This window comes from Streptomyces vietnamensis (assembly GCF_000830005.1).
Taxonomy (GTDB): Bacteria; Actinomycetota; Actinomycetes; order Streptomycetales; family Streptomycetaceae; genus Streptomyces; species Streptomyces vietnamensis.
Genome location: NZ_CP010407.1, coordinates 2,350,737 through 2,376,256, shown reverse-complemented (window position 1 = coordinate 2,376,256; position 25,520 = coordinate 2,350,737). Strand labels below are relative to the sequence as shown.

Here is a 25,520-nt window from a genome sequence, read left to right as displayed (position 1 = left end):
GACTCTCGGGAAGGCGCTACGTGAGTCCCAACGGCTCCGACCGCTCGTCGCGGCGCCCGATGCGGCGGAAGCTGCCGCAGGTGCTGACTGCGGGCCTGATCCTGGCGACAGCCACGGGCTGCTCGTACAACTGGGAAGACTTCCCCCGCCTTGGCATGCCCACCCCCGTCACGGAAGAGGCGCCTCGGATCCTCTCCCTGTGGCAGGGCTCCTGGGCCGCGGCCCTGATCACGGGCATCCTGGTGTGGGGCCTGATCCTCTGGGCCACCATCTTCCACCGGCGCAGCCGGACCAAGGTCGAGGTACCTCCGCAGACCCGTTACAACATGCCCATCGAGGCGCTGTACACGGTCACTCCGCTCATCATCGTCTCGGTGCTCTTCTACTTCACCGCGCGCGACGAGTCGAAGCTCCTCGAGCTCACCCCGAAGCCGGCTCACACGGTCAACGTGGTCGGCTACCAGTGGAGCTGGGGCTTCAACTACGTCGAGAACGTGCCCGGTGTGAAGGGTGACGCCAAGACGGACAAGAACCTCGCCTCGCTCCCGGACAAGTACCTCGCGGACTTCCCGGAGAACGCGGGCGGTGTCTACGACGCCGGCATCCCCGGCGACCGGAACCCGCAGACCGGCAACCCGGGCCCGACCCTGTGGCTGCCGAAGGGTGAGAAGGTCCGGTTCGTCCTGACCTCCCGTGACGTCATCCACTCCTTCTGGGTGGTCCCCTTCCTCATGAAGCAGGACGTCATCCCGGGTCACACCAACTCCTTCGAGGTGACTCCGACGCGGGAAGGCACCTTCCTCGGCAAGTGCGCCGAGCTGTGCGGTGTCGACCACTCCCGGATGCTCTTCAACGTCAAGGTGGTCTCCCCGGAGCGCTACCAGGCGCACCTGAAGGAGCTCGCCGCGAAGGGGCAGACCGGCTACATCCCGTCCGGCATCGAGCAGACGGACCCGGCTAGGAATGCGGAGAAGCACCAACTGTGAGCATCCACAACGAAACCCAGGGTGCCGCCGCAGCTGAGGACTCGTACGAGAACGAGCTGCCCGTACGGCGCAAGCAGCCCGGCAACGTGGTCATCAAGTGGCTCACCACCACGGACCACAAGACGATCGGTACGCTCTACCTCGTCACGTCGTTCGTCTTCTTCTGCATCGGCGGACTCATGGCGCTCTTCATGCGCGCCGAGCTGGCCCGTCCGGGTACGCAGATCATGTCGAACGAGCAGTTCAACCAGGCGTTCACGATGCACGGCACGATCATGCTGCTGATGTTCGCGACGCCGCTGTTCGCCGGTTTCGCGAACTGGATCATGCCGCTGCAGATCGGCGCGCCCGACGTGGCGTTCCCGCGGCTGAACATGTTCGCCTACTGGCTGTACCTCTTCGGCTCGATCATCGCGGTGGCCGGCTTCCTCACCCCGCAGGGTGCGGCCGACTTCGGCTGGTTCGCCTACTCCCCGCTGTCGGACGCCGTCCGCTCGCCGGGTGTCGGCGCCGACATGTGGATCATGGGTCTGGCCTTCTCCGGCTTCGGCACGATCCTCGGTTCGGTCAACTTCATCACCACGATCATCTGCATGCGCGCTCCGGGCATGACGATGTTCCGCATGCCGATCTTCACCTGGAACGTGCTGCTGACCGGTGTCCTGGTCCTGCTCGCCTTCCCGGTCCTGGCGGCCGCGCTGTTCGCCCTCGAGGCGGACCGCAAGTTCGGTGCCCACGTCTTCGACGCGGCCAACGGCGGAGCGCTGCTCTGGCAACACCTCTTCTGGTTCTTCGGACACCCAGAGGTGTACATCATCGCCTTGCCCTTCTTCGGCATCATCTCCGAGGTCATTCCGGTCTTCAGCCGCAAGCCGATGTTCGGCTACATCGGTCTGGTGGCCGCGACCATCGCGATCGCCGGTCTGTCCGTGACCGTGTGGGCGCACCACATGTACGTCACCGGTGGCGTGCTCCTCCCGTTCTTCTCCTTCATGACGTTCCTCATCGCCGTACCGACCGGCGTGAAGTTCTTCAACTGGATCGGAACGATGTGGAAGGGCTCGCTGTCCTTCGAGACCCCGATGCTCTGGGCCGTCGGCTTCCTGATCACCTTCACCTTCGGTGGTCTGACCGGCGTCATCCTGGCCTCGCCCCCGATGGACTTCCACGTCTCCGACTCGTACTTCGTCGTGGCGCACTTCCACTACGTCATCTTCGGCACCGTCGTCTTCGCGATGTTCTCCGGCTTCCACTTCTGGTGGCCGAAGTTCACCGGCAAGATGCTCGACGAGCGCCTCGGCAAGATCACGTTCTGGACGCTGTTCGTGGGCTTCCACGGCACGTTCCTGGTGCAGCACTGGCTCGGTGCCGAGGGCATGCCGCGTCGTTACGCGGACTACCTCGACGCCGACGGCTTCACCACGCTGAACACGATCTCGACGATCTCCTCGTTCCTGCTCGGCCTGTCGATCCTGCCGTTCTTCTACAACGTCTGGAAGACCGCCAAGTACGGCAAGAAGATCGAGGTCGACGACCCGTGGGGCTACGGCCGTTCGCTCGAGTGGGCGACGTCCTGCCCGCCGCCGCGGCACAACTTCCTCACCCTGCCGCGGATCCGTTCGGAATCCCCGGCGTTCGACCTGCACCACCCTGAGATCGCCGCTCTCGACCAGCTCGAGAACAAGCCGCACGAGGCCGCGGCCCTCACGGGCAGCAAGGAGGCCGGCAAGTGAAGATCCAGGGCAAGATGTTCATCTGGCTGAGCGTCTTCATCCTTGCCATGGCGATCCTGTACGGCGTCTGGTCCAAGGAGCCGGTCGGTACGACGGCGCTCTTCCTGGCCTTCGGCCTGGCCATCATGATCGGCTACTACCTGGCCTTCACGGCCAAGCGTGTCGACGCGATGGCGCAGGACGACAAGGAGGCCGACGTCGCGGACGAGGCCGGTGAGGTGGGCTTCTTCGCCCCGCACAGCTGGCAGCCGCTGTCGCTGGCCATCGGCGGTGCGCTCGCCTTCCTCGCCATCGCGATGGGCTGGTGGCTGCTGTACTTCTCCGCCCCGCTGATCCTCGTCGGCCTGTTCGGCTGGGTCTTCGAGTTCTACCGCGGCGAGAACCAGAACCAGTAGCGGTACCCCGCTCCGCACCGGAGCACACCGAGGGGCCCGGACACTTCGTCACCGAAGTGTCCGGGCCCCTCTTTTGCAGCACTCGGCGCGCCGGTCGTGAGAATCGTCCTTAGCGTGAAGTCATGAACGACACGCCGCGCATTCGGACTGTTCTGAGCTGCACTCTTCTGGCCGTCACCGTCACCGCGGGCGCCACCGCCTGCGCGGGCTCGGACAGCCACCCGCTGGCGGAGAAGGCCTACGACGCGGCGGACCAGCTCGCGGTCAACGCCCCCGCCGACGGGGCCAAGGCGGACCCCGAGAAGCCCCTGGAGATCACCACCAAGGACGACGACGGCCGGATCACCGACGTCACCGCCACCGACGCCTCGGGTCACCACCTGGCCGGCGAACTCACCGCGGACGGCCGGCGCTGGCGCTCCACGGCCTCCCTGGCGGCCGGCGCCCGCTACACCGTCCAGGTGGCCACCGAGGACGAGGACGGCGCGCCAGGAGCCCGTACGTTCACTTTCGAGACGGCTCCGGCCAAACGGGCCCTCACCGTGACCTTCGGGCCGGAGGCGGGCACGTACGGCGTCGGACAGCCGATCACGGCGGAGCTCAGCCTTCCGGTCAAGGACCGGTCCCAGCGCGCGATCGTCGAACGGGCCCTCAAGGTCCACTCCACGCCCTCCGTCGAGGGCTCCTGGTACTGGGTGGACGACAAGAAACTGCACTTCCGTCCGGAGGAGTACTGGCCGGCCGGGGCGCTCGTCACGGTCACCGGCAACCTGGACGGCCTCAAGGTCGGCGACAAGCTCTACGGCGGCGCCTCCAAGCCGCTGAAGCTGAAGATCGGCGACCGGATCGAGGCCGTCACGGACGCCGAGTCGCACCAGATGACCGTGAAGCGCAACGGAGAAGTGATCAACACCATTCCGGTGACCACCGGCAAGCCCGGCTTCTCCACCCGCAACGGCATCAAGGTGGTGCTCGGCAAGGAGTACTACGTCCGGATGCGGGGCACCAGCATCGGCATCGCGGAGGGCAGCTCCGACTCGTACGACCTGCCCGTGTACTACGCCACCCGGGTGACGTGGAGCGGCGAGTACGTGCACGCCGCGCCCTGGTCCGTCGGCTCACAGGGCGTCGAGAACGTCAGCCACGGCTGTGTCGGCATGTCGACGGAGAACGCGGCCTGGTTCTACGAGACCGTCCGCCCCGGAGACGTCGTCCGCGTCGTCAACAGCATCGGCGACACGATGGACACCTTCGGCAACGGCTTCGGCGACTGGAACATGGACTGGGCCAAGTGGCGCCAGGGCAGCGCCCTGGTGGAGGCCGCCGGAAGCCCGGTGACCCCCACCGAGAAGGCCAATCTGAGGCCCTCCATCTGACGGGCGCACGCGCCCGTGCCGCCTCAGGCGTCGAGCGACAGGCGTGAGCGCAGCAGGGACGCCAGGGACGCCGCGAACTCGACCGGTTCCACCGGAAGGGTGACCGCGGCGTCCGCACGGCTCCAGGTGGCCAGCCAGGCGTCCTGCGGGCGCCCGATGAGCAGCAGCACCGGCGGGCAGCGGAAGACCTCGTCCTTGATCTGCCGGCAGACCCCCATGCCTCCGGCGGGCACCGCCTCGCCGTCGAGCACGCACACGTCGATCCCGCCCTCGTCCAGGCGCTTCAGGACCGCCGGCAGCGTCGCGCACTCCACGAACTCGACCGGGGGAACGTCGGCCGCGGGCCTGCGTCCGGCCGCGAGCCGCACCTGCGCGCGGGTGTTCGCGTCGTCGCTGTAGACCAGGACCGTGGCACTCGACTGCATCGTTCCTCCGTGGGGAAGTCCGTGGGAAGGTCGTCGATCGATGCGCCGGATGCTACTCCGGTCCACACCCCGTCAACACCCGTTCAGCACCTGTTCGAACGGCGCCCCGGGGCCTCCGCACTGGGCCGTTCGGGCTGGACACGCCCCCCTGACACTCCGAACGGCACCCCCCGGAGTGAGGGCGGGATAAGCGACCGACATAATGTCGGTCGTGGCGACAGTAACGACAGTAGAAACAGGGCACGCGCACCCGTCGGTCAATCGACCGAACCTCACCAGCGTCGGAACCATCATCTGGTTGAGCTCCGAGCTGATGTTCTTCGCGGCCCTCTTCGCGATGTACTTCACCCTGCGATCGGTGACGGGTCCCGAGTTCTGGGCGGAAAAGGCCTCGGCCTTGAACTTCCCCTTCTCGGCGACCAACACCACGATCCTGGTGCTCTCCTCCCTCACCTGCCAGCTCGGCGTCTTCGCCGCCGAGCGGGGCGATGTGAAGAAGCTCCGGACGTGGTTCATCATCACGTTCGTGATGGGTGCGATCTTCATCGGCGGCCAGGTCTTCGAGTACACCGAGCTGGTCAAGAAGGACGGCCTCTCGCTGTCCTCCGACCCGTACGGCACGGTGTTCTACCTGACCACCGGCTTCCACGGCCTGCACGTGACGGGCGGTCTCATCGCCTTCCTGCTGGTCCTCGGCCGGACCTACGCCGCCAAGAGGTTCACCCACGAGCAGGCAACCGCCGCCATCGTCGTGTCCTACTACTGGCACTTCGTCGATGTCGTCTGGATCGGCCTCTTCGCCACGATCTACATGATCAAGTAATCGGCTCCGCCTCCACGGCGGACCGAGACATCCAGCAAGCATCGACGCAGAAGATCCTGACACCGGGGTAATCCGTGAAAAAGCTCTCCGCACGACGACGCCATCCGCTGGCGGCGGTCGTCGTCCTACTTCTCGCGCTGGCGGCCACTGGGGGGCTGTACGCCGCGTTCGCGCCCGCGGGCACGGCGAAGGCCGATGAAACCGCCCAGTCCCTCGCCATCGAGGAGGGCAAGAAGCTCTACTCCGTCGGCTGCGCCAGCTGCCACGGAACCGGCGGTCAGGGCACCTCTGACGGCCCGTCCCTCGTAGGCGTCGGTTCGGCCGCGGTCGACTTCCAGGTCGGCACGGGCCGTATGCCGGCCCAGCAGCCGGGCGCCCAGGTCCCGCGCAAGAAGGTCATCTACTCGCAGGCCCAGATCGACCAGCTCGCGGCGTACGTGGCCTCCCTCGGCGCCGGCCCGATCGCGCCGACCGAGGGCCAGTACAGCCCTGACGGTGCCGACATCGCCAAGGGTGGCGAGCTGTTCCGCACCAACTGTGCCCAGTGCCACAACTTCACCGGTGAAGGTGGCGCGCTGACCTACGGCAAGTACGCCCCCAGCCTCGAAGGCGTGGACCCGAAGCACCTCTACGAGGCCATGCAGACCGGCCCGCAGAACATGCCCTCCTTCCCCGACACCACGATGCCGGAGAAGGAGAAGAAGGACATCATCGCGTACGTCCAGGCCGTCAACAGCGACTCGTCCGAGAGCCCGGGTGGTCTCAAGCTCGGTGGCCTCGGCCCCGTCAGCGAGGGCCTGTTCGCCTGGATCTTCGGTCTGGGCGCGCTGATCGCAGTTGCCATCTGGGTCGCGGCCCACACCGCTAAGGCCAAGAAGTCATGAGTAGCCAAGAGATTCCAGAAGAGACCCTGCCGGCAGGGCAGGACACCGCGCACGGCGCGGTGACGGTCGCCGACGACCCGTTCGCCGACCCGGGCCTCCCGCCCCACAAGCCCCGCATCCAGGACATCGACGAGCGGGCCGCCCGCCGGTCCGAGCGTGCGGTCGCCTTCATGTTCACGCTGTCGATGCTGGCCACCATCGGCTTCATCGCCTCGTACGTGATCTTCCCGGTCGACAAGATCGTGTACATCTGGCCCTTCGGCCACGTGTCCGCGCTCAACTTCGCCCTGGGTCTGACCCTCGGTGCCGCCCTCTTCTTCATCGGCGCGGGCGCGGTCCACTGGGCCCGCACCCTGATGTCCGACGTCGAGGTCGCCGACGAGCGTCACCCGATGCAGGCGACGCCCGAGGTCAAGGCGAAGGTCATGGCGGACTTCGCGGCCGGTGCCGCCGAGTCCGGCTTCGGCCGCCGCAAGCTCATCCGCAACACGCTCTTCGGAGCGCTCGCGATGGTTCCGCTCTCCGGCATCGTCCTGCTGCGTGACATGGGCCCGCTGCCCGAGAAGAAGCTCCGCTCCACCATGTGGACCAAGGGGCTCCAGCTCATCAACATGAACACGCACGAGCCGCTGCGTCCCGAGGACGTCGCGGTCGGCTCGCTGACCTTCGCGATGCCCGAGGGCCTCTCGGAGCACGACGAGCACTTCCAGACCGAGATCGCCAAGGCCGCCCTGATGATCGTCCGGATCCAGCCGGAGGACATCAAGGACAAGCGTGAGCTCGAGTGGTCGCACGAGGGCATCGTCGCGTTCTCGAAGATCTGCACCCACGTGGGCTGCCCGATCTCCCTGTACGAGCAGCAGACGCACCACGTGCTCTGCCCCTGCCACCAGTCCACCTTCGACCTCTCCGACGGCGCCCGCGTCATCTTCGGCCCGGCCGGTCACCCCCTTCCGCAGCTGCGGATCGGCGTGAACGACAAGGGCTTCCTCGAGGCGCACGGCGACTTCGAAGAGCCCGTCGGTCCTGCCTTCTGGGAGCGCGGATGAGCACTGTGACCAACACGCAGAAGAAGGCGCCCGCCGGTGAGCGGGTCGCCGACTGGGCCGACGGTCGCCTGGGGATCTACACGCTGGCCAAGGCCAACATGCGGAAGATCTTCCCGGACCACTGGTCCTTCATGCTGGGCGAGGTCTGCCTCTACAGCTTCCTCATCATCATCCTGACGGGCGTCTACCTGACGATGTTCTTCCACCCGTCGATGAACGAGGTGGAGTACGTCGGACCGTACGTCCCGCTCCAGGGACAGCTGATGTCCGAGGCGTTCAACTCGACCATGCACATCTCGTTCGAGGTGCGCGGTGGTCTGCTCGTCCGGCAGATCCACCACTGGGCGGCGCTGATCTTCCTCGCCGGCATGTTCGTGCACATGATGCGCGTCTTCTTCACCGGCGCGTTCCGCAAGCCGCGTGAGATCAACTGGCTGTTCGGCTTCCTGCTGTTCTTCCTGGGCATGTTCACCGGCTTCACCGGTTACTCGCTCCCGGACGACCTGCTCTCCGGCACCGGTGTCCGCTTCATGCAGGGCGCGATCCTGTCCGTGCCGGTCCTCGGCACGTACCTGTCGATGTTCCTGTTCGGCGGCGAGTTCCCCGGCGGCGACTTCGTCGCCCGGTTCTACTCGGCGCACGTGCTGCTGCTCCCCGGCATCATGCTGGGCCTCGTGGTCGCCCACCTCATCCTGGTGTTCGTCCACAAGCACACGCACTTCGCCGGCCCCGGCCGGACGAACGAGAACGTCGTCGGCATGCCGCTGCTGCCCGTGTACATGGCGAAGGCCGGAGGCTTCTTCTTCCTGGTCTTCGGTGTCATCGCGGTCATCGCGGCGATCGCCTCGATCAACCCGATCTGGGCCATCGGCCCGTACCGCCCGGACCAGGTGTCCACCGGCGCCCAGCCCGACTGGTACATGGGCTTCGCCGAGGGTCTGATCCGTGTCATGCCGGGCTGGGAGATCAACCTGTGGGGCCACACGCTGGTCCTCGGCGTGATGATCCCGCTGGCGATCTTCCCGCTGGTCCTCGCGGCCATCGCGGTCTACCCGTTCATCGAGTCCTGGATCACGGGCGACAAGCGCGAGCACCACATCGCGCAGCGCCCGCGCAACGCTCCGACGCGCACCGCCTTCGGTGTCGCCTGGATCACCGCGTACATGATCATGCTCGTGGGTGGTGGAAACGACCTCTGGGCGACCCACTTCCACCTGTCGCTGAACTCGATCACCTGGTTCGTGCGGATCTTCTTCTTCGTCGGCCCGGTCCTCGCGTTCATCGCCACCAAGCGGATCTGCCTCGGCCTCCAGCGCCGCGACAAGGACAAGGTGCTGCACGGCCGCGAGTCGGGCATCATCAAGCGCCTGCCGCACGGTGAGTTCGTCGAGGTCCACACGCCGCTCAGCCAGGGCGAGCTGCACCGCCTCACGGCGCACGAGCAGTACGAGGCCGCGGAGCTTCCGCCGGCCGTCGACGAGAACGGCGTGGAGCGGAAGATCGGCCGCATGGAGAAGCTCCGCGTCAAGCTCAACAAGGGCTACTACGGCAACGACAGCCAGATCGCCAAGCCCACGGTCGAGGAGTACAAGGAGATCCAGAGCGGCCACGGCCACCACTGATCACCCTTGAACACCTGACCATGTAGGTGTCGCCACGGCGAGAGCCCCGTCCATTCGATGGACGGGGCTCTTTGCCGTCCCCGGAGGTCGATAGGGTGGAACCGTATCCGTCACGTGATCATCACAGGAGCTGCCATGAGCGCTGCGACCCCCGCTGGAGGACCTACGTCGGCGGGCCGCTCCTGGCCCGTCCTGCTGAACGGTCTGCTGGACGGAAACGACCTCACCGCCGACGACACGGCCTGGGCGATGGACCTGATCATGAGCGGCGAGGCGACCGACGCCCAGATCGCCGGGTTCATGGTGGCCCTGCGCGCCAAGGGCGAGACCGTGCAGGAGATCAGCGGCCTCGTACGGACCATGTACGCGCACGCCAACGTCATCGAGGTGCCCGGGCGGACCGTCGACATCGTCGGCACCGGCGGCGACGGCGCCAAGACCGTGAACATCTCCACGATGGCGTCGATCGTGGTCGCCGGGACCGGCGCCAAGGTCGTCAAGCACGGCAACCGTGCCGCCTCCTCCGCCTCCGGCTCCTCCGACGTCCTGGAGAAGCTCGGCGTCAATCTGAACCTGACCCCGCGGCGGGTCGCCGAGGTCGCCGACGAGGCGGGCATCACCCTCTGCTTCGCGATCAAGTTCCACCCCTCGCTGCGGCACGTCGCCGCGGCCCGCGGCCAGCTGGGCATCCGGACCACCTTCAACGTCCTCGGCCCGCTGACCAACCCGGCGAAGGTACGGTCCCAGGCCGTCGGCGTCGCCGACCCGCGCATGGCGCCGGTCGTCGCCGGGGTCTTCGCCGAGCGCGGCAACTCCGCCCTCGTCTTCCGCGGCGACGACGGCCTGGACGAGCTGACCACCACCTCCACCTCCCGGGTGTGGGTGGTCCGGGACGGCGGCGTCACCGAGGAGCGCTTCGATCCGCGGGACGTCGGCATCGACCTCGTCCCCCTGGAGGCCCTGCGCGGCGAGGACGCCTCGTACAACGCCGACGTGGCCCGCCGGCTGCTCGCGGGGGAGACCGGGCCCGTACGGGACGCGGTGCTGCTCAACGCGGCGGCGGCGCTCACCGCCCTGGACCCCGGCACGGGCACCCTGGCGGAGCAACTGGCCGCGGGCATCGCGAAGGCGGCCGAGTCGATCGACTCGGGCGCGGCCCAGCGGTCCCTGGAGCGGTGGATCGCCGCCAGCAACGCCTGAGGGCATGTGAACGCACGATTGCAGCCCCGTCCCGGATGCCGGGACGGGGTTGCGGCGTCGTGATCGTCTGGCATAGGTTTTTCGACAGGTCATGAGTGACAGCTGCAAGGCCCCGGCCGGCTGTCCGGCAACCCTCCGTCCGTGGCGGGGTGCCCCGGGTGAAGACCAGGCCGCACGAGCAGAAGCCTGCGGCAAGCGCGGACCCCTGCGCGCAACCCTGGGGTCCTTGGTCCTCTAGGGAGCGTTGTCTCGTGAGCAAGCGAATGCGTTAGGGCCTCTCGGCCCCTCTTCGACATCACCACCCGTCCGCGGCACCCCCTTCTCTTGCGCGCTGCCGTCGCACGGGCCTCGTACGCCTTTTCGCACCCTTTTTATGCCGGGAGATACCGCCATGTCCGCATACCCGAACGCCGCCGCCACCACCGCCGACACCGCCGCCGAGTCCGCCGACCCCTGCTGCGCCGCCCCGCTGCCGGTCCTCGGCCGGGACGTCACCGTCCCGCTCGTCACCGGCGGCGAGGTGACCTACGCGGCGCTCGACTACGCGGCCAGCGCGCCGGCCCTCCAGCGGGTCTGGGACGACGTCGCCGCGTACGCCCCGTACTACGGCAGCGTCCACCGCGGCGCCGGCTACCTCTCCCAGCTCTCCACCGACCTCTTCGAGAACAGCCGCGCCACCGTCGCCGAGTTCCTCGACTGCCGCCCCGGCGACCAGGTCGTCTTCACCCGCTCCACCACCGACTCGCTCAACCTGCTCGCCGCCACGATCCCGGCGGACTGCGAGGTCTTCGTCTTCGAGACCGAGCACCACGCCTCGCTGCTGCCCTGGCGGGACGCCCGGGTCACCTACCTCAACGCGCCGCGCACCCCGGAGCAGGCCGTCGCGACCCTGGAGCGCGCCCTCGCCGACCGCACTGTGACGATTGAAGGGGGCCACGGCCCGGCCCTCGTCTGCGTCACCGGCGCCTCCAACGTCACCGGTGAGCTGTGGCCGGTGAGGGAACTGGCCGCCGCGGCGCACGCGCACGGCGCCCGGATCGTGCTCGACGCCGCCCAGCTCGCGCCCCACCACCCCGTCTCCGTACGGGAGTTGGACGTGGACTGGGTCGCCTTCTCCGGGCACAAGCTGTACGCGCCCTTCGGCTCCGGCGTCCTCGCCGGGCGAGCCGACTGGCTGCAGGATTCCGAGCCCTACCTCGCGGGCGGTGGAGCGTCCCGCAAGGTAGCCCGTCGGGCCGACGGTGGTGTGGACGTGGAGTGGCACACCACCGCGGCCCGACATGAAGCCGGTTCGCCGAACGTCATCGGCGTCTACTCGATCGCCTCCGCCTGCAAGGCGCTCACCGAGGCCGGCTTCGACTCCCTCGTCGCCCGCGAGCAGCACCTGATCGCGAAGGTCCGCGAGGGCCTGGCCGAGGTGCCCGAGGTGCGCGTGCTGTCGCTCTTCGGCGACGACGCGCCCCGCGTGGGCGTCATCTCCTTCGTCGTGGAGGGCTGGAACAGCTCCCACTTCGCCGCCGCGCTCTCCGCCGAGTACGGCATCGGCGTCCGCGACGGCCTGTTCTGCGCCCACCCGCTGGTCCGCACCCTGCTCGGCAGCGACCCGCAGGACCCGGGGGAGTGCGGCGCCCCCGAGGCCGCGCCCGGCGAGCGGTCACTCAACGCCATCCGGGTGAGCTTCGGCGCCGGTACGCCGGACGAGCACGTGGACCGGTTCGTCGGCGCCGTGAAGGAGCTCGTCCGGGACGGCGCGCAGTGGAAGTACCGCACCGAGGACGGCCGCTGCGTCCCGGATCGCGGCTGATCAGTCACTCGTACGGGTGAAGGGGGCCTCCCGCTCGGGAGGCCCCCTTCAGCCATGCCGCGTGCGCGGCGTCAGGACTCGGGACGGTCAGGACTCCAGACCGATGGCGAAGGCCGCCTCCAGGTCGTGCTGGGAGTACGTGCGGAAGGCGACGTGCGTGTCCGTGGCCTCGACGCCCGGGATCTTGCTGATCCGGCCGGGGATCACGTCCGCCAGGTCGTCGTGGCGCGGCACCCGGACCATGGCGATCAGGTCGTACGTACCGGTGACCGAGAAGACCTCGCTGACGCTGTCGAGCGCGGCGATCGACTCGGCGATCTCGGGGATGCGGTCCACGCTGGTCTTGATGAGCACGATCGCGGTGATCACGGCTGGCTTTCTCCCTCGGTCGCCGCGGCTGGGGCTTTCACTCTATCCCCACCGCGGAAGCGCCCCCAGGCGTAGAGGAAGCCGACGCAGAAGCCCACGACATGGGCCAGATAGGCGACGCCGGGTCCCGCGCCCGCCGCCCGCGCGGCCAGCCACTGGAGGGTGAACCAGAAGATCAGCACGATCCAGGCGGGGAAGCGCAGCGGCAGGAAGAACAGGAAGGGGAAGAGGCTGGTGACCCGGGAGCGCGGGAAGAGGAAGAGGAAGGCCCCGAGCACCGCGGAGATCGCCCCGGAGGCCCCGACCAGGGTCTGCTCGCTGTCCGCGTGCGCCACCGCGTACCCGAGCAGGGCGACGTAGCCGGTCCCCAGGTAGAAGAGGGCGAACTCGACCGGCCCCATGCGTTCCTCGGCCATCGCGCCGAAGACGTACAGGAAGAGCATGTTGCCGAGCAGATGGAGCCAGCTGCCGTGGACGAAGAGTGCGGTCAGCGGGGTGAGCAGCGCGCGCGGATCGCCGCTCGTCAGCTCGGCGGGGACGACGCCCCAGCGGCGGAAGTAGGCGCCCTGGGCGGCCAGGAGCTCGTCGCCCGTGCCGTACGCCGGGCCGATTCCGGAGACCGGGCTGATCACGAAGAGCAGGCAGCAGGCGGCGATCAGTCCGTACGTCACCGTGGGCCCGTTGCGGGTGCCCCGCCAGGCACCGAGGGTCGCGCCTCGCCAGTCGATCATGGACAGATCATGGCGTACCGGGGCCGAAGTGGACAGAGCGCCTCGCCGTGCTCCGGCCTCCCCGCGAGGCCGTAGGGTTACGGGCATCACCACCGCAGTTCGACGGCGCACCGCGGCACCCGCACCTGGCACAGGAAACAGGAAGAAGGACGGCACCGATGACGACGGTTCCCCTGCCGACCGACAAGACCCGCTGGCGCTGCACGCTCTGCGGCAACCTGACCCGCTTCGACGTGACCCGCTCCTCCAAGGTCGTGGAGTACGTCCATCTGGACCTCGCCGGAGAGCCGACGGTCGAGGAGCGGCAGGTGGTCAGTGAGACCATCGAGTCGGTCCGCTGCCGTTGGTGCAACGCGGTGGACCAGATCGAACTGGTGGACAGGCCGGGCGCCGAATCCTGAGGGACGGCGCGGACGACATAGGGGTGACGGATCGTGGAGCAGCCCGCGCACGGTGGTGAGCCGGCCGGCGCGGCAGGTGACGCTGCCGAGACGCTCGACCACCCACTGCCGGAAGGTGTACGGCGGCGGGTCGTCGCGCTGGTCGCGGACGCCTTCGGCGGGCTCACCGTCACGGAGCTGCCCGCCCCCCTTCGGCAGTACGCCCGCTTCACCGCGAGCCGGCGGGCCAAGTTCGCCGGCAACGCGATGGCCGCCGCCCTGGAGAGCGACCCGCTCTTCCGGCAGCGGATCGGCGAACGGTTCAAGCAGGGCCAGCCCGAGCTGGCCGGAGCCGTGGAGACCGGCACCCCGCCCGCGGCCGCCGACCCCGTCGACGTGGCCGCGGCCGCCTATGTGCTGCGCCCGCCCGGCTGGATCAAGCTCGTCGCCGCCGCCGGCGAGGAGGCCCAGCGGGCCGACGCCGAGCGGGCCGACGAGGCCGGCCGGCGCGAGCTGGAGCGGCTGCGCGAGGAGCTGGCCGCCGCCCAGGACCGCTCCCGGGGCGAGACCGAGCAGCTCAGACGCGACCTGGAGACCGCCCGCAAGGAAGCGGAATCGCTTCAGCGCAAGCTGCGCAGCGCCCAGAGCGACGTCAAGCGCGGCGAGGCCGCGCTGCGCAAGGTCCAGGGCGAGATCGAGGCCGCGCGGGCCGAGTCGGCGGCGCAGGTGTCGGCCGCCGAGAGCGAGACGCGGCGGCTCAAGGCCCGGCTCGGCGAGGTCGAGGCGGCCCTGGAGGCCAGCCGCAGGACCGCCCGCGAGGGCCGCTCGGTGGAGGACATGCGGCTGCGGCTGCTGCTCGACACGGTCCTCGACGCGGCCCAGGGGCTGCGGCGCGAACTCGCGCTGCCGCCCGTCTCGGTGCACCCGGCGGACACCGTGGACGCGGTGGAGCCGGGGCGGATGTCCCCGAAGGACATCGCGGCGCGGGCGCTCTCCGAGACGGACCCGGCGCTGCTCGACCAACTGCTCGCGCTGCCGCAGGCGCATCTCGTCGTCGACGGCTACAACGTCACCAAGACCGGCTATCCGACGATGCCGTTGGAGAAGCAGCGGCTGCGGCTGCTCGGCGGTCTCTCGGCGCTCGCCGCCCGCTCGGGCGCCGAGGTCACCTGTGTCTTCGACGGGGCGGAGCTGGCGGCCCCGGTGCTGCTCGCACCGCCGCGCGGGGTGCGGGTGCTGTTCTCCAAGCCCGGTGTCACGGCGGACGAGTTGATCCGTCAGCTGGTCCGGGCGGAGCCGCCGGGCCGGCCGGTCGTGGTGGCCTCCACCGACCGCGAGGTGGCCGACGGCGTCGCGAAGGCGGGAGCACGGCCGGTGGCCTCCGCTTTGTTGCTGAAGCGGCTTTCGCGCCTCTCGTGACACATCGCAACTCCTGGGCGGTATGCCCGAATTCTGGATGGCGCACCGTCAAGTACTCATCACTGCCCGTGTGATGTATGTAAATAAAGTGGTGCGTGGGCGAGATTTTTGCCATCGGGATTTGAACTGATCACAACTTGGTCACTAGGGTCGGGCCTCGAACCTTCGCGCGGTTGATCACCCATCCGGGGTGGCGGCGGAGGAACCGCCTGCCCCTGACCGGTTGGGCGGCTCTGAGGAAGAAGGAGCTCGCCCCCGTGGCGTCCCACCGTCGACCCAAGCAGCCGAGCCGAACCCGTGTGACCGTGCTCACCGTGACCGCGGCCGCCGCCGTTGCGCTCACCGCCCAGTCCGGGGCCCAGGCCGCTCCCGCCAAGCCGAAGATCGACGAGGTCAAGTCGAAGGTCGACCAGCTGAACGAAGAGGCGGAGGTGGCCACCGAGCAGTACAACCTCGCCGACGAGCGGCGGGGCAAGCTGCAGAAGGAGGTCAGCCAGCTCCAGGACAAGGTGGCCCGCGGCCAGCAGGAGCTCAACACCCTCCGCGACCAGATCGGTTCGGTCGCCAGCGCCCAGTACCGCTCCGGCGGCATCGACCCGGCGCTCCAGCTCTTCCTCTCCGCCGACCCGGACACCTACCTCGACAAGGCGTCCGCGATCGACCAGTTGAGCGCCCAGCAGGCCGACGTCCTCACCTCGATCCAGGCCAAGCAGCGCACGCTCGCCCAGGAGCGGGCCGAGGCCACCGCGAAGCTGGCCGACCTCGAGGACGTCCGCAAGACGCTCGGCGAGAAGAAGAAGAAGTTCCAGGGCAAGCTCGCCGAGGCCCGGGAGCTCCTCAACACCCTCACCGCGGCCGAGCGCCAGAAGATGGAGCAGCAGGAGCGGGAGCAGTCGCAGCGCGCCAGCCGCGCCGCCACCGGCTCGCGCCCCGACCTGGGCAACGAGGCCCCCGCGAGCAGCTTCGGCGCCGCCGCGCTCTCCGCCGCCGCCACCCAGCTCGGCAAGCCGTACGTCTCCGGCGCCGAGGGCCCCAACTCGTACGACTGCTCCGGTCTGACCATGTGGTCCTACCGCCAGGCCGGCGTCGGCATCACCCGCACCACCTACACCCAGCAGAACGACGGCGTGAAGATCGGCCGCAGCCAGCTCAAGCCGGGCGACCTGGTCTTCTTCAACAACCTGGCGCACGTGGGCCTGTACGCGGGCAACAACACCGTCCTGCACGCCCCCCACTCGGGCGCCGTCGTCCGCTACGAGTCCATGAACACCATCGGCTCGTTCATGTTCGGCGTCCGCGTGGCCGGCTGACCCTCCCCCGCGACCCGCTCCGGCATGCCGCCCAATCGGGTGGTTCGCCGCGACGCACACTGACCTGACGCCCCGCCGGTGACCTGTGTTCTCCGGCGGGGCGTCACTTTGTGTGCCCGGCACCTTCGTTGGACGAGGGCTGATCAGCGGCTACTGTCTGCCGCGCCAGTCTGCGTCGAGCCGAACGGAGCGCGATTCGTGGCGTCCCACCGCCGACCCGCCCGGGTCACCGTCCTCACCGCAGCCGCCGCGGCCACCGCGGCGGCGTCCCTCGGGGCCGTCCCCGCGAGCGCCGACCCCGGGGCCACCCCGGCGGCCACCCGCGCCACGGTCGACCGCCTCTACGAGGAGGCCGAGAAGGCCACCGAGGGATACAACCGGGCGGACGAGAAGGCGAACGCGCTGCGCCGGACGGTCTCCCAGGCGCAGGACAGCCTCGCCCGCGGCCAGGAACGCATCAACCGCATGCGGGGCGTGCTCGGTTCGGTCGCCGGGGCCCAGTACCGCTCCGGCGGCATCGACCCCGCCCTCGCCCTGCTGCTCTCCTCCGACCCCGACAGCTATCTGGACCGGGCCACCGCCCTGGACCGGGTCACCGCCCGCCAGACCGCCGCGCTCGGCGAACTCCGGCGCGAGCAGCGCAGCCTGAGCCAGAAGCGGAGCGAGGCCCGCGCGGCCCTCGCCGAACTGGAGCAGAGCCGGGCCGAGGTCGCCCGCCACAAGCGCACCGTCGAACGGAAGCTCGCCGAGGCCCGCCGGGTGCTCGCCTCCCTCACCGTCGAGGAGCGCGCCGACTACGACCGCGCCTCCCGCACCGGCGAGCGCGCCGAGGGACCCGACGGCGGGCCCGCCGAGCCGCTGCCGCCGCTCGCCGACCTCGGCCCCTCGCGGGCCGCCGCCGCGGTGATCGCCGCCCGCAGCGCGATCGGCAAGCCGTACGTGTGGGGGGCGACCGGACCCTCGGCCTTCGACTGCTCGGGCCTCATGGTCTGGTCGTACCGGCAGGCCGGGATCAGCCTGCCGCGCACCTCCTCGGCGCAGCGGTACGCGGGCCGGCAGGTGCCGCTCTCGCAGGCGCAGCCGGGCGACCTCGTCACGTATCGCGGCGACGCCAGCCACGTCGCGATCTACGCCGGGAACGGGCAGGTCATCCACGCCCCCTACCCGGGCGCCCGGGTCCGCTACGACCCGGTGAACATGATGTCCCACGTGACGGTGACCCGCGTTTGAACACGTCCCCGTACGGAGGTCCCGCACGACCGTGACCCGCGCCTGAGGGCGCCCCCGTACGATCGGGGGCGTGGCGGGTCGGCGGAGTGCAGCGGCGCGCGGTGCGGCGGCTGGTCTGCTGGCCGCGCTCCTCGCGCTCGGCGGATGCGCCGCCCCCGCCCCCGGGAGACCGGCGTCGGGGGAGATCCAGAGCCTCCTCGACCGGCACGCGCGGGCGCTGCTCGACCGGGACGAGGCCGGCTACCTCGCGGCCCTCGACCCCGCGCTCGTACCGGCCGCGCGCACCGAGTTCGACCGGCTCGCGAAGATCCCGCTCGGCGGCCTGAGCTACCGGGTCACCGACGTCGACCGGACCGGCGAGGGCCGGGTCACCGCCAGGGCCGAGCTCGGCTACCGGATCAAGGGCTACGACTCGGGGCCCGCCACCACCGAGCGGGTCCTCGACCTCGCCGAGCGGGACGGCCGCTGGTACGTCACCGGCGACCGCGCCGCCGAGGGCGCCCCGCAGCAGCTGTGGCAGCAGGGCGAGGTCACGACCGTCACCGGCCGGCGCAGCCTCGTCCTCGGCGTGGGGCAGAGCCGGGAACGGCTGCGGGAGATCGCGACGGCGGCCGACCGGGCGGTGCCCGCCGTCGGGGACGCCTGGCACGGGAACTGGGCGGGCCGGATCGTGGTCCTCGTACCCTCCTCGATCGAGGCGATGGGCCGTCTCCTCGGCGGGCCGGCCGCCTCCTACCGGGGCATCGCGGCCGTCACGACCGGCCGGACGGGCGGCGGCCCGACGGCGCCCGCGGACCGGGTGATCGTGAACCCGGAGGCGTACGCGGTGCTCGGCGCGTTCGGCCGGCAGCTGGTCCTCACCCACGAGACCACCCATGTCGCGACCCGCGTCCAGACCACCGGTGCCACCCCGGTCTGGCTCTCCGAGGGCTTCGCCGACTGGGTCGCCTACCGGGGGACCGAGCGCACCGCCGCCCAGGCCGCCCCCGAGCTGCGCCGCGCGGTCCTGGCGGGCCACCTCCCGGCGGAGCTCCCCGACGACCGGGCCTTCGCCTTCGGAGGCGACTCCGAGGCCCTGGCCCGGGCCTACGAGGGCGGCTGGCTGGCCTGCGAGCTGATCGCGGACCGCTGGGGCGAGGAGAAGCTGACCGCGTTCTACCGGGCGGTGGGCGCGCACCCGGCCCGGGACGGCGCGGTGGAGAAGGCGCTCCGGGAGGTCCTGGACACCACGCCGGAGGAGTTCACCGCAGACTGGCGGACGTACCTGGGGGAGCGGCTGGGCTAGCCCGCCCTCTCGGCGCGAGCCGGACAGGCCGTGGGGCCCGCCCTCTCGGCGCGAGCCGGACAGGCCGTGGGGCCCGCCCTCTCGGCGCGAGCCGGACAGGCCCTGGGGCCCGCTTCCTCAGCGCGAGCCGGACAGGGCCTTCTCGCGCTCCGGCCGAGTCGCCTGCGCGGGGATCTTCCCGGCCTCGGCGAGCCGCGGTTCCGTCACCGTGTGACGCCACAGGATCCGGCAGGCGATGACGGTGGCGGCGATCAGCAGACCGTTCCGGGTGAACAGCACCGCCACGCCCAGCGGATCGCTCCGCGTCACGTGCGAGAACCACACCGGGAACTCGAACTGCGTCACCGCCGTCGCCCACAGCACCAGGTGCGCGGGCTTCCGCATCCGGCTCGACCGGTAGGCGAGGCACACCGCCGCCAGGCCGACCAGCCACAGCATGTACTGGGGGGAGAGCACCCGGCTCGTCGTCGTGAACAGCAGCACCGCCACGAAGGCCGCGTCCGCCACCGTCGAGGAACCGAAGTGGACCGCCCGTATCCGCCACACAAGGAGCCAGCCGAACGCGGCGACCGTGAGGACGAGCGCGGCCGTCGACACCGTGGACACGTACGGGCCGAGGAACTCGATCGAGCCGTAGTTCATCTTCGCCTCGCCCTTCCAGCCGAGGTGCCGGACGACGTGGAAGACCATCGAGCCCAGCGACTCGACCTCGGTGCCCCGGTCGCGCTGGAAACCGAGGAAGGCCAGTGCCCCCGGCATCCACGCCACACAGAACGCGAGCACCGCGGCCGCCGCGCCCACCGCCGTCGACCAGGAGCGGAAGGTCGCCCGCCCCTTCGGGGTGCCCGCGAGCAGCAACACCGGCCACACCTTCAGGACCGCGCCGAAACCGGCGAGCGCGCCGAGCACGCGCGGGCTGCGGCCCGCCGCGAGCAGCCCCGCCACGGCGACGGCGGTGACCATCACGTCGTACCGGGCGTACGAGGTCGGGCCGAGCAGCGGGACGCCCGCCAGCCAGAGCCAGGCGCCGCGCGACGAGCGGCCCGCGCGGCGGCCCGTGTGGAGGAGCAGCCCGAAGACGAGCGCGTCGCAGAGGAAGGCGAGGAGGAAGAAGGCGGTCGCGTAGCCGAGGAACGGCAGCAGACCGGGGGAGAGGATCGCGAACGCGGCGGCCGGCGGGTACTGCCAGGTGATGTCGTCCAGCGGGTACGTGCCGGTCCGCAGGACCTCGTACCAGCCCTGGTAGATGTTCGAGACGTCGAACGTGATGTCCGGGCCGGGGATGACCACGATCTTGAAGACGCAGAGCAGCATGATCGCCCGGGTGAGGCCCCAGAGGCCGATCGGAAGCCGCAGACCCGTGCGTGATCCGTTCCCCACCGCACCCGTCGTCACTGTCGCGTCCTTGTCCTGTCGGCCCGCGGTAGCGGGACAGCCGTGTTGCCGGGCGGTGGATGCGATCGCGTACTGTCGGCCACGATGCACAAGACCCTGATCGTAACCAACGACTTCCCGCCGCGTCCCGGCGGAATCCAGGCCTTCCTGCACAACATGGCGCTCCGCCTGGACCCCGACCGGATCGTGGTCTACGCCTCCACGTGGAAGCGCAGCCGTGAAGGGATCGAGGCGACGGCCGCGTTCGACGCCGAACAGCCTTTCACGGTCGTACGGGATCGCACCACCATGCTGCTGCCGACTCCTCGGGTCACCGCCCGCGCCACCGCGCTGCTCCGCGAGCACGGCTGCGAGTCCGTGTGGTTCGGCGCCGCCGCGCCGCTCGGCCTGATGGCCCCCGCGCTGCGCAGGGCCGGCGCGAAGCGGCTCGTCGCCACCACCCACGGGCACGAGGCGGGCTGGGCCCAGCTCCCCGCCGCCCGGCAGCTCCTGCGCCGCATCGGCGAGGGCACGGACACGATCACCTACCTCGGCGAGTACACCCGCTCCCGGATCGCGAGCGCCCTCACCCCGGCCGCCGCCGGCCGCATGGTCCAGCTCCCGCCCGGCGTCGACGAGAAGACCTTCCACCCCGACTCGGGCGGCGACGAGGTCCGCGCCCGCCTCGGGCTCAGCGACCGCCCCGTCGTCGTCTGCGTCTCCCGGCTCGTCCCCCGCAAGGGCCAGGACACCCTGATCAGGGCCATGCCCGCGATCCTGAGCCGGGTCCCGGACGCCGTCCTCCTGATCGTCGGCGGCGGACCGTACGAGAAGGACCTGCACCGCCTCGCCGCCGAGACCGGCGTGGCCGGATCCGTACGCTTCACCGGCGCCGTCCCCTGGTCCGAACTGCCCGCCCACTACGGGGCCGGCGACGTCTTCGCCATGCCCTGCCGCACCCGGCGCGGCGGCCTCGACGTCGAGGGCCTCGGCATCGTCTACCTGGAGGCCTCCGCCACCGGCCTGCCCGTCGTCGCCGGCGACTCCGGCGGCGCGCCCGACGCCGTCCTCGACGGCGAGACCGGCTGGGTCGTCCGCGGCGAGTCCGCCGAGGAGACCGCCGACCGCGTCACCACCCTCCTCCTCGACCCCGAACTCCGCGCCCGCATGGGCGAGCGGGGCCGGGCCTGGGTGGAGGAGAAGTGGCGCTGGGACCTGCTCGCGGAACGGCTGCGCGAGCTGCTGTAGTCCCCGGAGTACGGGGAGGGGCAGCCCCCGGAGTACGGGAAGGGGCCGGGCGATCGAATCGCCCGGCCCCTTCCCGTTTCCCGTACGCGCCCCTACTTCGTGTAGATGGCCTCGATCTCGTCCGCGAAGTCCTTCGCGACGACGTTCCGCTTCAGCTTCAGGGACGGGGTGATGTGGCCCGCCTCCTCCGTGAACTGGGCCGGGAGGATACGGAACTTGCGGACCGACTCCGCCTTGGAGACCGCCGCGTTGCCGTCGTCGATCGCCCGCTGGACCTCCGCGATGAGTTCCGCGTCGTCCCGGAGGGAGGCCGCCGTCGAACCGGCCGGCTTGCCGTGCTCGCTCGCCCAGCGGCCGAGGAACTCCTCGTCGATCGTGACCAGCGCGCCCACGAACGGACGCCCGTCGCCGACCACCATGCACTCCGCGACCAGCGCGTGCGCCCGGATCCGGTCCTCGATGACCGCCGGGGCGACGTTCTTGCCGCCCGCCGTCACCAGGATCTCCTTCTTGCGGCCGGTGATCGCGAGGTAGCCGTCCTCGTCGAGCGTGCCGATGTCACCCGTGTGGAACCAGCCGTCCGCGAGCGCCTCGGCGGTCGCCGCCTCGTTGTTCCAGTACCGCGAGAAGATGTGCTCGCCGTGCAGCAGCACCTCGCCGTCGTCGGCGATCCGCACCACCGAACCCGGCAGCGGCTGACCGACCGTGCCGATCTTCTGCCGGTCCCAGGGGTTGAACGCGGTCGCCGCGCACGACTCCGTCAGGCCGTAGCCCTCCAGGACCGTGAAGCCGATGCCCCGGAAGAAGTGGCCGAGCCGCTCGCCGAGGGGAGCGCCGCCCGAGATCGCGTACTCGCCGCGACCGCCGAGCACCGCCCGCAGCTTGCTGAAGACCAGCTTGTCGAAGACCTTGTGCTTCAGCTTCAGACCGAAGGACGGGCCCTGCGGGGTGCCGATCGCCCTGCTGTACGCGATGGCCGTGTGCGCGGCCTTGTCGAAGATCTTGCCCTTGCCGTCGGCCTGCGCCTTCGCCCGCGCCGAGTTGTAGACCTTCTCGAAGACGCGCGGCACGCCCAGGATCAGCGTCGGCCGGAACGAGGCCAGTTCGTCCGTGAGGTTCTTGATGTCCGGGACGCAGCCGAGGCGGATCGGCGCCATCACGGACGCGACCTCGACGAGCCGCCCGAAGACGTGCGCGGCCGGCAGGAACAGCAGCACCGAGCACTCGCCCGTACGGAAGAGGGGCTTGAGCCGCTCCACCACGTTGCCGCACTCGGCGAAGAAGGCCCGGTGGGTCAGGACGCAGCCCTTGGGGCGGCCCGTCGTGCCCGAGGTGTAGACGATCGTCGCCGGGTCGTCCGCGTTCGCCGCCGACATGCGCGCGTCGAGCAGCTCGTCGGAGACGTCCGCGCCGGTGGCCGTGAGCTGCGCGACCGCGTCGTGCTCGATCTGCCAGATGCCCTTGAGCTCCGGCAGGTTCGCCCGCACGGACTCCACCGCGGCCTGGTGCGCGGCGCTCTCGACGAGCACCAGCGTCGCGCCCGAGTCGCCGAGGATCCACTGGATCTGCTCCGGCGAGCTCGTCTCGTACACCGGCACGGTCACCGCGCCCGCGCTCCAGATCGCGAAGTCGAGGAGCACCCACTCGTAGCGCGTACGGGAGAGCAGCGCGACCCGGTCACCCGGCTCCACGCCGGAGGCGATCAGACCCTTGGCGACCCCGCGGACCTCGGCGAGGAACTGCTTGGCGGTGACGTCCGTCCAGACGCCGTCGACCTTGCGCCCCATCACGGCGACGTCTGGGTGCTGGGAGGCGTTGCGGCGGATGAGATCCGTCAGGTTGCCGTCCGCGGGGACCTCGTACAGGGCCGGAAGGCTGAACTCGCGCAAGACTGCTGCTCCTCATCGGGCGCCGGCGCCACGGCTCTGTGTGATGCACCGGTGAAGTCCATGATCGGGCAGGTGCTCAGTGGGGGTGAGCACGACTGGACCGCTCGGACGTTACCCACCAGTACATGGTTCCCGATAGGGGGTCCCGGCCAGATGTTCCGTGCGTCACACATGCATGACGGTGCTCTGCGCACAGTAATCCACAGGTTTCACGACTCCCAAGTAACCGCAGGTGACACCCCCTAAGGTGGGCTCATGCGAGTCCATGTGGTCAGTGACGTGCACGGCAACGCCGGCGACCTCGCCAAGGCGGGGGAGGGCGCCGACGCCCTGATATGCCTCGGCGACCTGGTCCTCTTCCTCGACTACGCCGACCACAGCCGGGGCATCTTCCCCGACCTCTTCGGCACCGAGAACGCCGACCGGCTCGTCGAGCTGCGCACCGCCCGCCGCTTCGACGAGGCCCGTGACCTGGGCCGCAGCCTCTGGGCCGGGCTCGACGTCGACCGCGACACCGCCATCGAGGCCGCGGTCCGCCGCCAGTACGCCGAACTCTTCGCCGCCTTCCCCACCCCCACGTACGCCACCTACGGGAACGTCGACATCCCCCAGCTCTGGGCCGACTTCGCCGGGGCGGGGACGAAGGTCCTCGACGGCGAGCGGATCGAGCTCGGCGGGCTCGTGTTCGGCTTCGTCGGCGGCGGGCTGCGCACGCCCATGCGCACCCCGTACGAGATCTCCGACGAGGAGTACGCGGCGAAGGTCGAGGCCCTCGGCGACGTCGACGTCCTCTGCTCCCACATCCCGCCGGACGTGGCGGAGCTGACGTACGACACCGTGGCCCGCCGCTTCGAGCGCGGCAGCCGGGCCCTGCTCGACGCCATCCACCGCGTCCGGCCCCGGTACTCCCTCTTCGGCCACGTCCACCAGCCGCTGGTCCGGCGGATGCGGATCGGCCGGACGGAGTGCGTGAACGTCGGCCACTTCGCCTCGACGGGGAAGCCCTTCGCCCTGGAGTGGTGACGGCGCGGCCACGGGGGCGCGATAGCCTTCCGTCGGCACGTCTGTGCCCCTTTTACTTCCGCCGGACCGCACAGTGGAGGAGCCACCGCGATGGCCGAACACACCAGCTCGAGCATCACCATCGAGGCGGCGCCGGCCGACGTCATGGGCGTGATCGCCGACTTCGCCCGCTACCCCGAGTGGACCGGCGAGGTGAAGGAGGCCGAGGTGCTGTCGGTCGACGAGGCCGGCCGCGCGGAGAAGGTCCGCCTCCTCCTCGACGCGGGCGCCATCCGGGACGACCACACCCTCGCGTACACCTGGACCGGGGACGACGAGGTCTCCTGGACCCTGGTCAAGTCCCAGATGCTCCGCTCCCTGGACGGCTCGTACCTGCTGAAGCCCCTCGGCGACAAGCGCACCGAGGTCACGTACCAGCTGACGGTGGACGTCAAGATCCCCATGCTCGGCATGATCAAGCGCAAGGCGGAGAAGGTCATCATCGACCGGGCCCTGGCGGGCCTGAAGCAGCGGGTGGAATCGGGCGCGTAACGCCCCCACACCCCGCGGGGCCCCGCACCCGGCTGGACCTCCGCCCGGCACCCGTGCGAGGCCGCACCCGGCCGGGCGGTGCCCCGGCCCGCCCCCCCGTGCGGGGCCCGCACCCGGCTGGACCTTCGCCCCGCGCCCGCGTGGAGAGCCCGCACCCGCTGCCGTGTGGGCAATCGTCCCGCTGGGGCGGGACGGGTGGGCACACGGGACGGCGCGCCTGGCCGCGCCCCCGCCCCCTGCGCCTGGACCCGCACCCCAACGGCGCCGCACGACGTGGTGCGGGTCCAGGCGCGGAAGCCTCGGGCGCCGGCAGGGCGCGGGTCCGTTGTGCCCACCCGTTCCGCCCCAGCGGAACGATTGCCCACAACGGGGTGGGCACCGCCCCGTCGGGGCGCAGGCCCGCCACAGGTGGCGGGGGTGCACCGGTAACGTTC

The 25,520-nt window shown here is 70.4% G+C and carries 23 protein-coding genes and 1 riboswitch; of the genes, 18 read left to right on the top strand and 5 right to left on the bottom strand.

The features are described from left to right. Positions 1 to 20: 20 nt before the first annotated feature. The 4 genes from ctaC to SVTN_RS10450 all read left to right on the top strand — a co-directional run bounded on the left by ctaC (position 21) and on the right by SVTN_RS10450 (position 4,490). Positions 21 to 986 carry an aa3-type cytochrome oxidase subunit II gene (ctaC, locus tag SVTN_RS10465; RefSeq protein ID WP_041128842.1) on the top strand — a complete coding sequence of 322 codons (966 nt, stop codon included), beginning with the start codon at positions 21 to 23 and terminating at the stop codon, positions 984 to 986. After that, a complete protein-coding gene (gene ctaD, locus SVTN_RS10460; RefSeq protein WP_041128841.1) occupies positions 983 to 2,719 on the top strand; it encodes an aa3-type cytochrome oxidase subunit I in 1,737 nt (578 codons plus the stop codon). The genes ctaC and ctaD overlap by 4 nt, the downstream gene beginning before the upstream one ends. Further along, on the top strand, positions 2,716 to 3,114 hold the full coding sequence (locus tag SVTN_RS10455) for a cytochrome c oxidase subunit 4 (RefSeq protein WP_041128840.1): 399 nt from the start codon (positions 2,716 to 2,718) through the stop codon (positions 3,112 to 3,114). Before ctaD ends, SVTN_RS10455 begins: the two co-directional genes overlap by 4 nt. Positions 3,115 to 3,236: 122 nt before the next feature. Beyond that, complete coding sequence (locus SVTN_RS10450) at positions 3,237 to 4,490, top strand: L,D-transpeptidase (RefSeq protein ID WP_041128839.1); 1,254 nt, start codon at positions 3,237 to 3,239, stop codon at positions 4,488 to 4,490. A gap of 23 nt (positions 4,491 to 4,513) precedes the next feature. Here SVTN_RS10450 and SVTN_RS10445 read toward each other — a convergent pair whose 3' ends face one another. After that, the gene (locus tag SVTN_RS10445) at positions 4,514 to 4,915 is read right to left on the bottom strand and encodes a DNA-binding transcriptional response regulator (RefSeq protein ID WP_041128838.1); all 402 of its coding nucleotides are present in this window, start codon (positions 4,913 to 4,915) and stop codon (positions 4,514 to 4,516) included. Between the two features lie 202 nt (positions 4,916 to 5,117). Between SVTN_RS10445 and ctaE the strand changes: the two genes are divergently transcribed. The 6 genes from ctaE to SVTN_RS10415 all read left to right on the top strand — a co-directional run bounded on the left by ctaE (position 5,118) and on the right by SVTN_RS10415 (position 12,297). Next, the gene (gene ctaE / locus SVTN_RS10440) at positions 5,118 to 5,738 is read left to right on the top strand and encodes an aa3-type cytochrome oxidase subunit III (RefSeq protein ID WP_041128837.1); all 621 of its coding nucleotides are present in this window, start codon (positions 5,118 to 5,120) and stop codon (positions 5,736 to 5,738) included. Positions 5,739 to 5,812: 74 nt separating this feature from the next. Further along, complete coding sequence (gene qcrC / locus SVTN_RS10435) at positions 5,813 to 6,622, top strand: cytochrome bc1 complex diheme cytochrome c subunit (RefSeq protein ID WP_041128836.1); 810 nt, start codon at positions 5,813 to 5,815, stop codon at positions 6,620 to 6,622. Continuing rightward, positions 6,619 to 7,671, top strand: coding sequence for a cytochrome bc1 complex Rieske iron-sulfur subunit (qcrA, locus tag SVTN_RS10430; protein WP_041128835.1), 1,053 nt, complete (start codon positions 6,619 to 6,621; stop codon positions 7,669 to 7,671). Before qcrC ends, qcrA begins: the two co-directional genes overlap by 4 nt. Beyond that, a complete protein-coding gene (qcrB, locus tag SVTN_RS10425) occupies positions 7,668 to 9,293 on the top strand; it encodes a cytochrome bc1 complex cytochrome b subunit (RefSeq protein WP_041128834.1) in 1,626 nt (541 codons plus the stop codon). Before qcrA ends, qcrB begins: the two co-directional genes overlap by 4 nt. Before the next feature lie 135 nt (positions 9,294 to 9,428). Continuing rightward, positions 9,429 to 10,493 carry an anthranilate phosphoribosyltransferase gene (gene trpD / locus SVTN_RS10420; RefSeq protein WP_041128833.1) on the top strand — a complete coding sequence of 355 codons (1,065 nt, stop codon included), beginning with the start codon at positions 9,429 to 9,431 and terminating at the stop codon, positions 10,491 to 10,493. An 87-nt stretch (positions 10,494 to 10,580) separates the two neighbouring features. Continuing rightward, positions 10,581 to 10,697: riboswitch (SAM riboswitch) on the top strand. A gap of 187 nt (positions 10,698 to 10,884) precedes the next feature. After that, positions 10,885 to 12,297 carry an aminotransferase class V-fold PLP-dependent enzyme gene (locus SVTN_RS10415; protein WP_041128832.1) on the top strand — a complete coding sequence of 471 codons (1,413 nt, stop codon included), beginning with the start codon at positions 10,885 to 10,887 and terminating at the stop codon, positions 12,295 to 12,297. Positions 12,298 to 12,384: 87 nt separating this feature from the next. Here the strand turns inward: SVTN_RS10415 and SVTN_RS10410 are convergent, their stop codons facing one another. Together SVTN_RS10410 and SVTN_RS10405 are read right to left on the bottom strand one after the other, a co-directional pair. Beyond that, positions 12,385 to 12,666 (bottom strand): Lrp/AsnC family transcriptional regulator, encoded by a 282-nt coding sequence (locus SVTN_RS10410; RefSeq protein ID WP_017238849.1) that lies wholly within the window; start codon positions 12,664 to 12,666, stop codon positions 12,385 to 12,387. After that, positions 12,663 to 13,397, bottom strand: a complete 735-nt coding sequence (locus tag SVTN_RS10405) for a rhomboid family intramembrane serine protease (RefSeq protein ID WP_041128831.1) — start codon at positions 13,395 to 13,397, stop codon at positions 12,663 to 12,665. Before SVTN_RS10405 ends, SVTN_RS10410 begins: the two co-directional genes overlap by 4 nt. Before the next feature lie 158 nt (positions 13,398 to 13,555). Here SVTN_RS10405 and SVTN_RS10400 point away from each other — a divergent pair, with 158 nt between their 5' ends. From SVTN_RS10400 to SVTN_RS10380, 5 genes are all read left to right on the top strand, one after another. Next, positions 13,556 to 13,798 carry a hypothetical protein gene (locus SVTN_RS10400; RefSeq protein WP_041128830.1) on the top strand — a complete coding sequence of 81 codons (243 nt, stop codon included), beginning with the start codon at positions 13,556 to 13,558 and terminating at the stop codon, positions 13,796 to 13,798. 33 nt (positions 13,799 to 13,831) lie between these two features. After that, complete coding sequence (locus SVTN_RS10395) at positions 13,832 to 15,196, top strand: NYN domain-containing protein (protein ID WP_041128829.1); 1,365 nt, start codon at positions 13,832 to 13,834, stop codon at positions 15,194 to 15,196. A 257-nt stretch (positions 15,197 to 15,453) separates the two neighbouring features. Next, on the top strand, positions 15,454 to 16,506 hold the full coding sequence (locus SVTN_RS10390) for a C40 family peptidase (RefSeq protein WP_041128828.1): 1,053 nt from the start codon (positions 15,454 to 15,456) through the stop codon (positions 16,504 to 16,506). A gap of 198 nt (positions 16,507 to 16,704) precedes the next feature. Next, the gene (locus SVTN_RS10385; protein ID WP_041128827.1) at positions 16,705 to 17,736 is read left to right on the top strand and encodes a C40 family peptidase; all 1,032 of its coding nucleotides are present in this window, start codon (positions 16,705 to 16,707) and stop codon (positions 17,734 to 17,736) included. Positions 17,737 to 17,806: 70 nt separating this feature from the next. Continuing rightward, positions 17,807 to 19,021, top strand: coding sequence for a lipoprotein (locus tag SVTN_RS10380; RefSeq protein WP_041128826.1), 1,215 nt, complete (start codon positions 17,807 to 17,809; stop codon positions 19,019 to 19,021). 117 nt (positions 19,022 to 19,138) lie between these two features. On the opposite strand, the gene SVTN_RS10375 is transcribed toward SVTN_RS10380, so the two are convergent. After that, positions 19,139 to 20,335 (bottom strand): glycosyltransferase family 87 protein, encoded by a 1,197-nt coding sequence (locus SVTN_RS10375; RefSeq protein ID WP_078908737.1) that lies wholly within the window; start codon positions 20,333 to 20,335, stop codon positions 19,139 to 19,141. Between the two features lie 165 nt (positions 20,336 to 20,500). On the opposite strand from SVTN_RS10375, the gene SVTN_RS10370 reads away from it, so the two are divergent. Then, a complete protein-coding gene (locus SVTN_RS10370; protein WP_041128824.1) occupies positions 20,501 to 21,643 on the top strand; it encodes a glycosyltransferase family 4 protein in 1,143 nt (380 codons plus the stop codon). A 92-nt stretch (positions 21,644 to 21,735) separates the two neighbouring features. Here SVTN_RS10370 and SVTN_RS10365 read toward each other — a convergent pair whose 3' ends face one another. Then, entirely contained in the window at positions 21,736 to 23,532 is a 1,797-nt protein-coding gene (locus SVTN_RS10365; RefSeq protein WP_041128823.1) for an AMP-dependent synthetase/ligase, read from the bottom strand. Between the two features lie 255 nt (positions 23,533 to 23,787). Here SVTN_RS10365 and SVTN_RS10360 point away from each other — a divergent pair, with 255 nt between their 5' ends. Next, positions 23,788 to 24,555 carry a metallophosphoesterase family protein gene (locus SVTN_RS10360; protein WP_078908282.1) on the top strand — a complete coding sequence of 256 codons (768 nt, stop codon included), beginning with the start codon at positions 23,788 to 23,790 and terminating at the stop codon, positions 24,553 to 24,555. A gap of 90 nt (positions 24,556 to 24,645) precedes the next feature. Then, the gene (locus SVTN_RS10355) at positions 24,646 to 25,086 is read left to right on the top strand and encodes an SRPBCC family protein (RefSeq protein ID WP_041128821.1); all 441 of its coding nucleotides are present in this window, start codon (positions 24,646 to 24,648) and stop codon (positions 25,084 to 25,086) included. Positions 25,087 to 25,520: the final 434 nt, after the last annotated feature.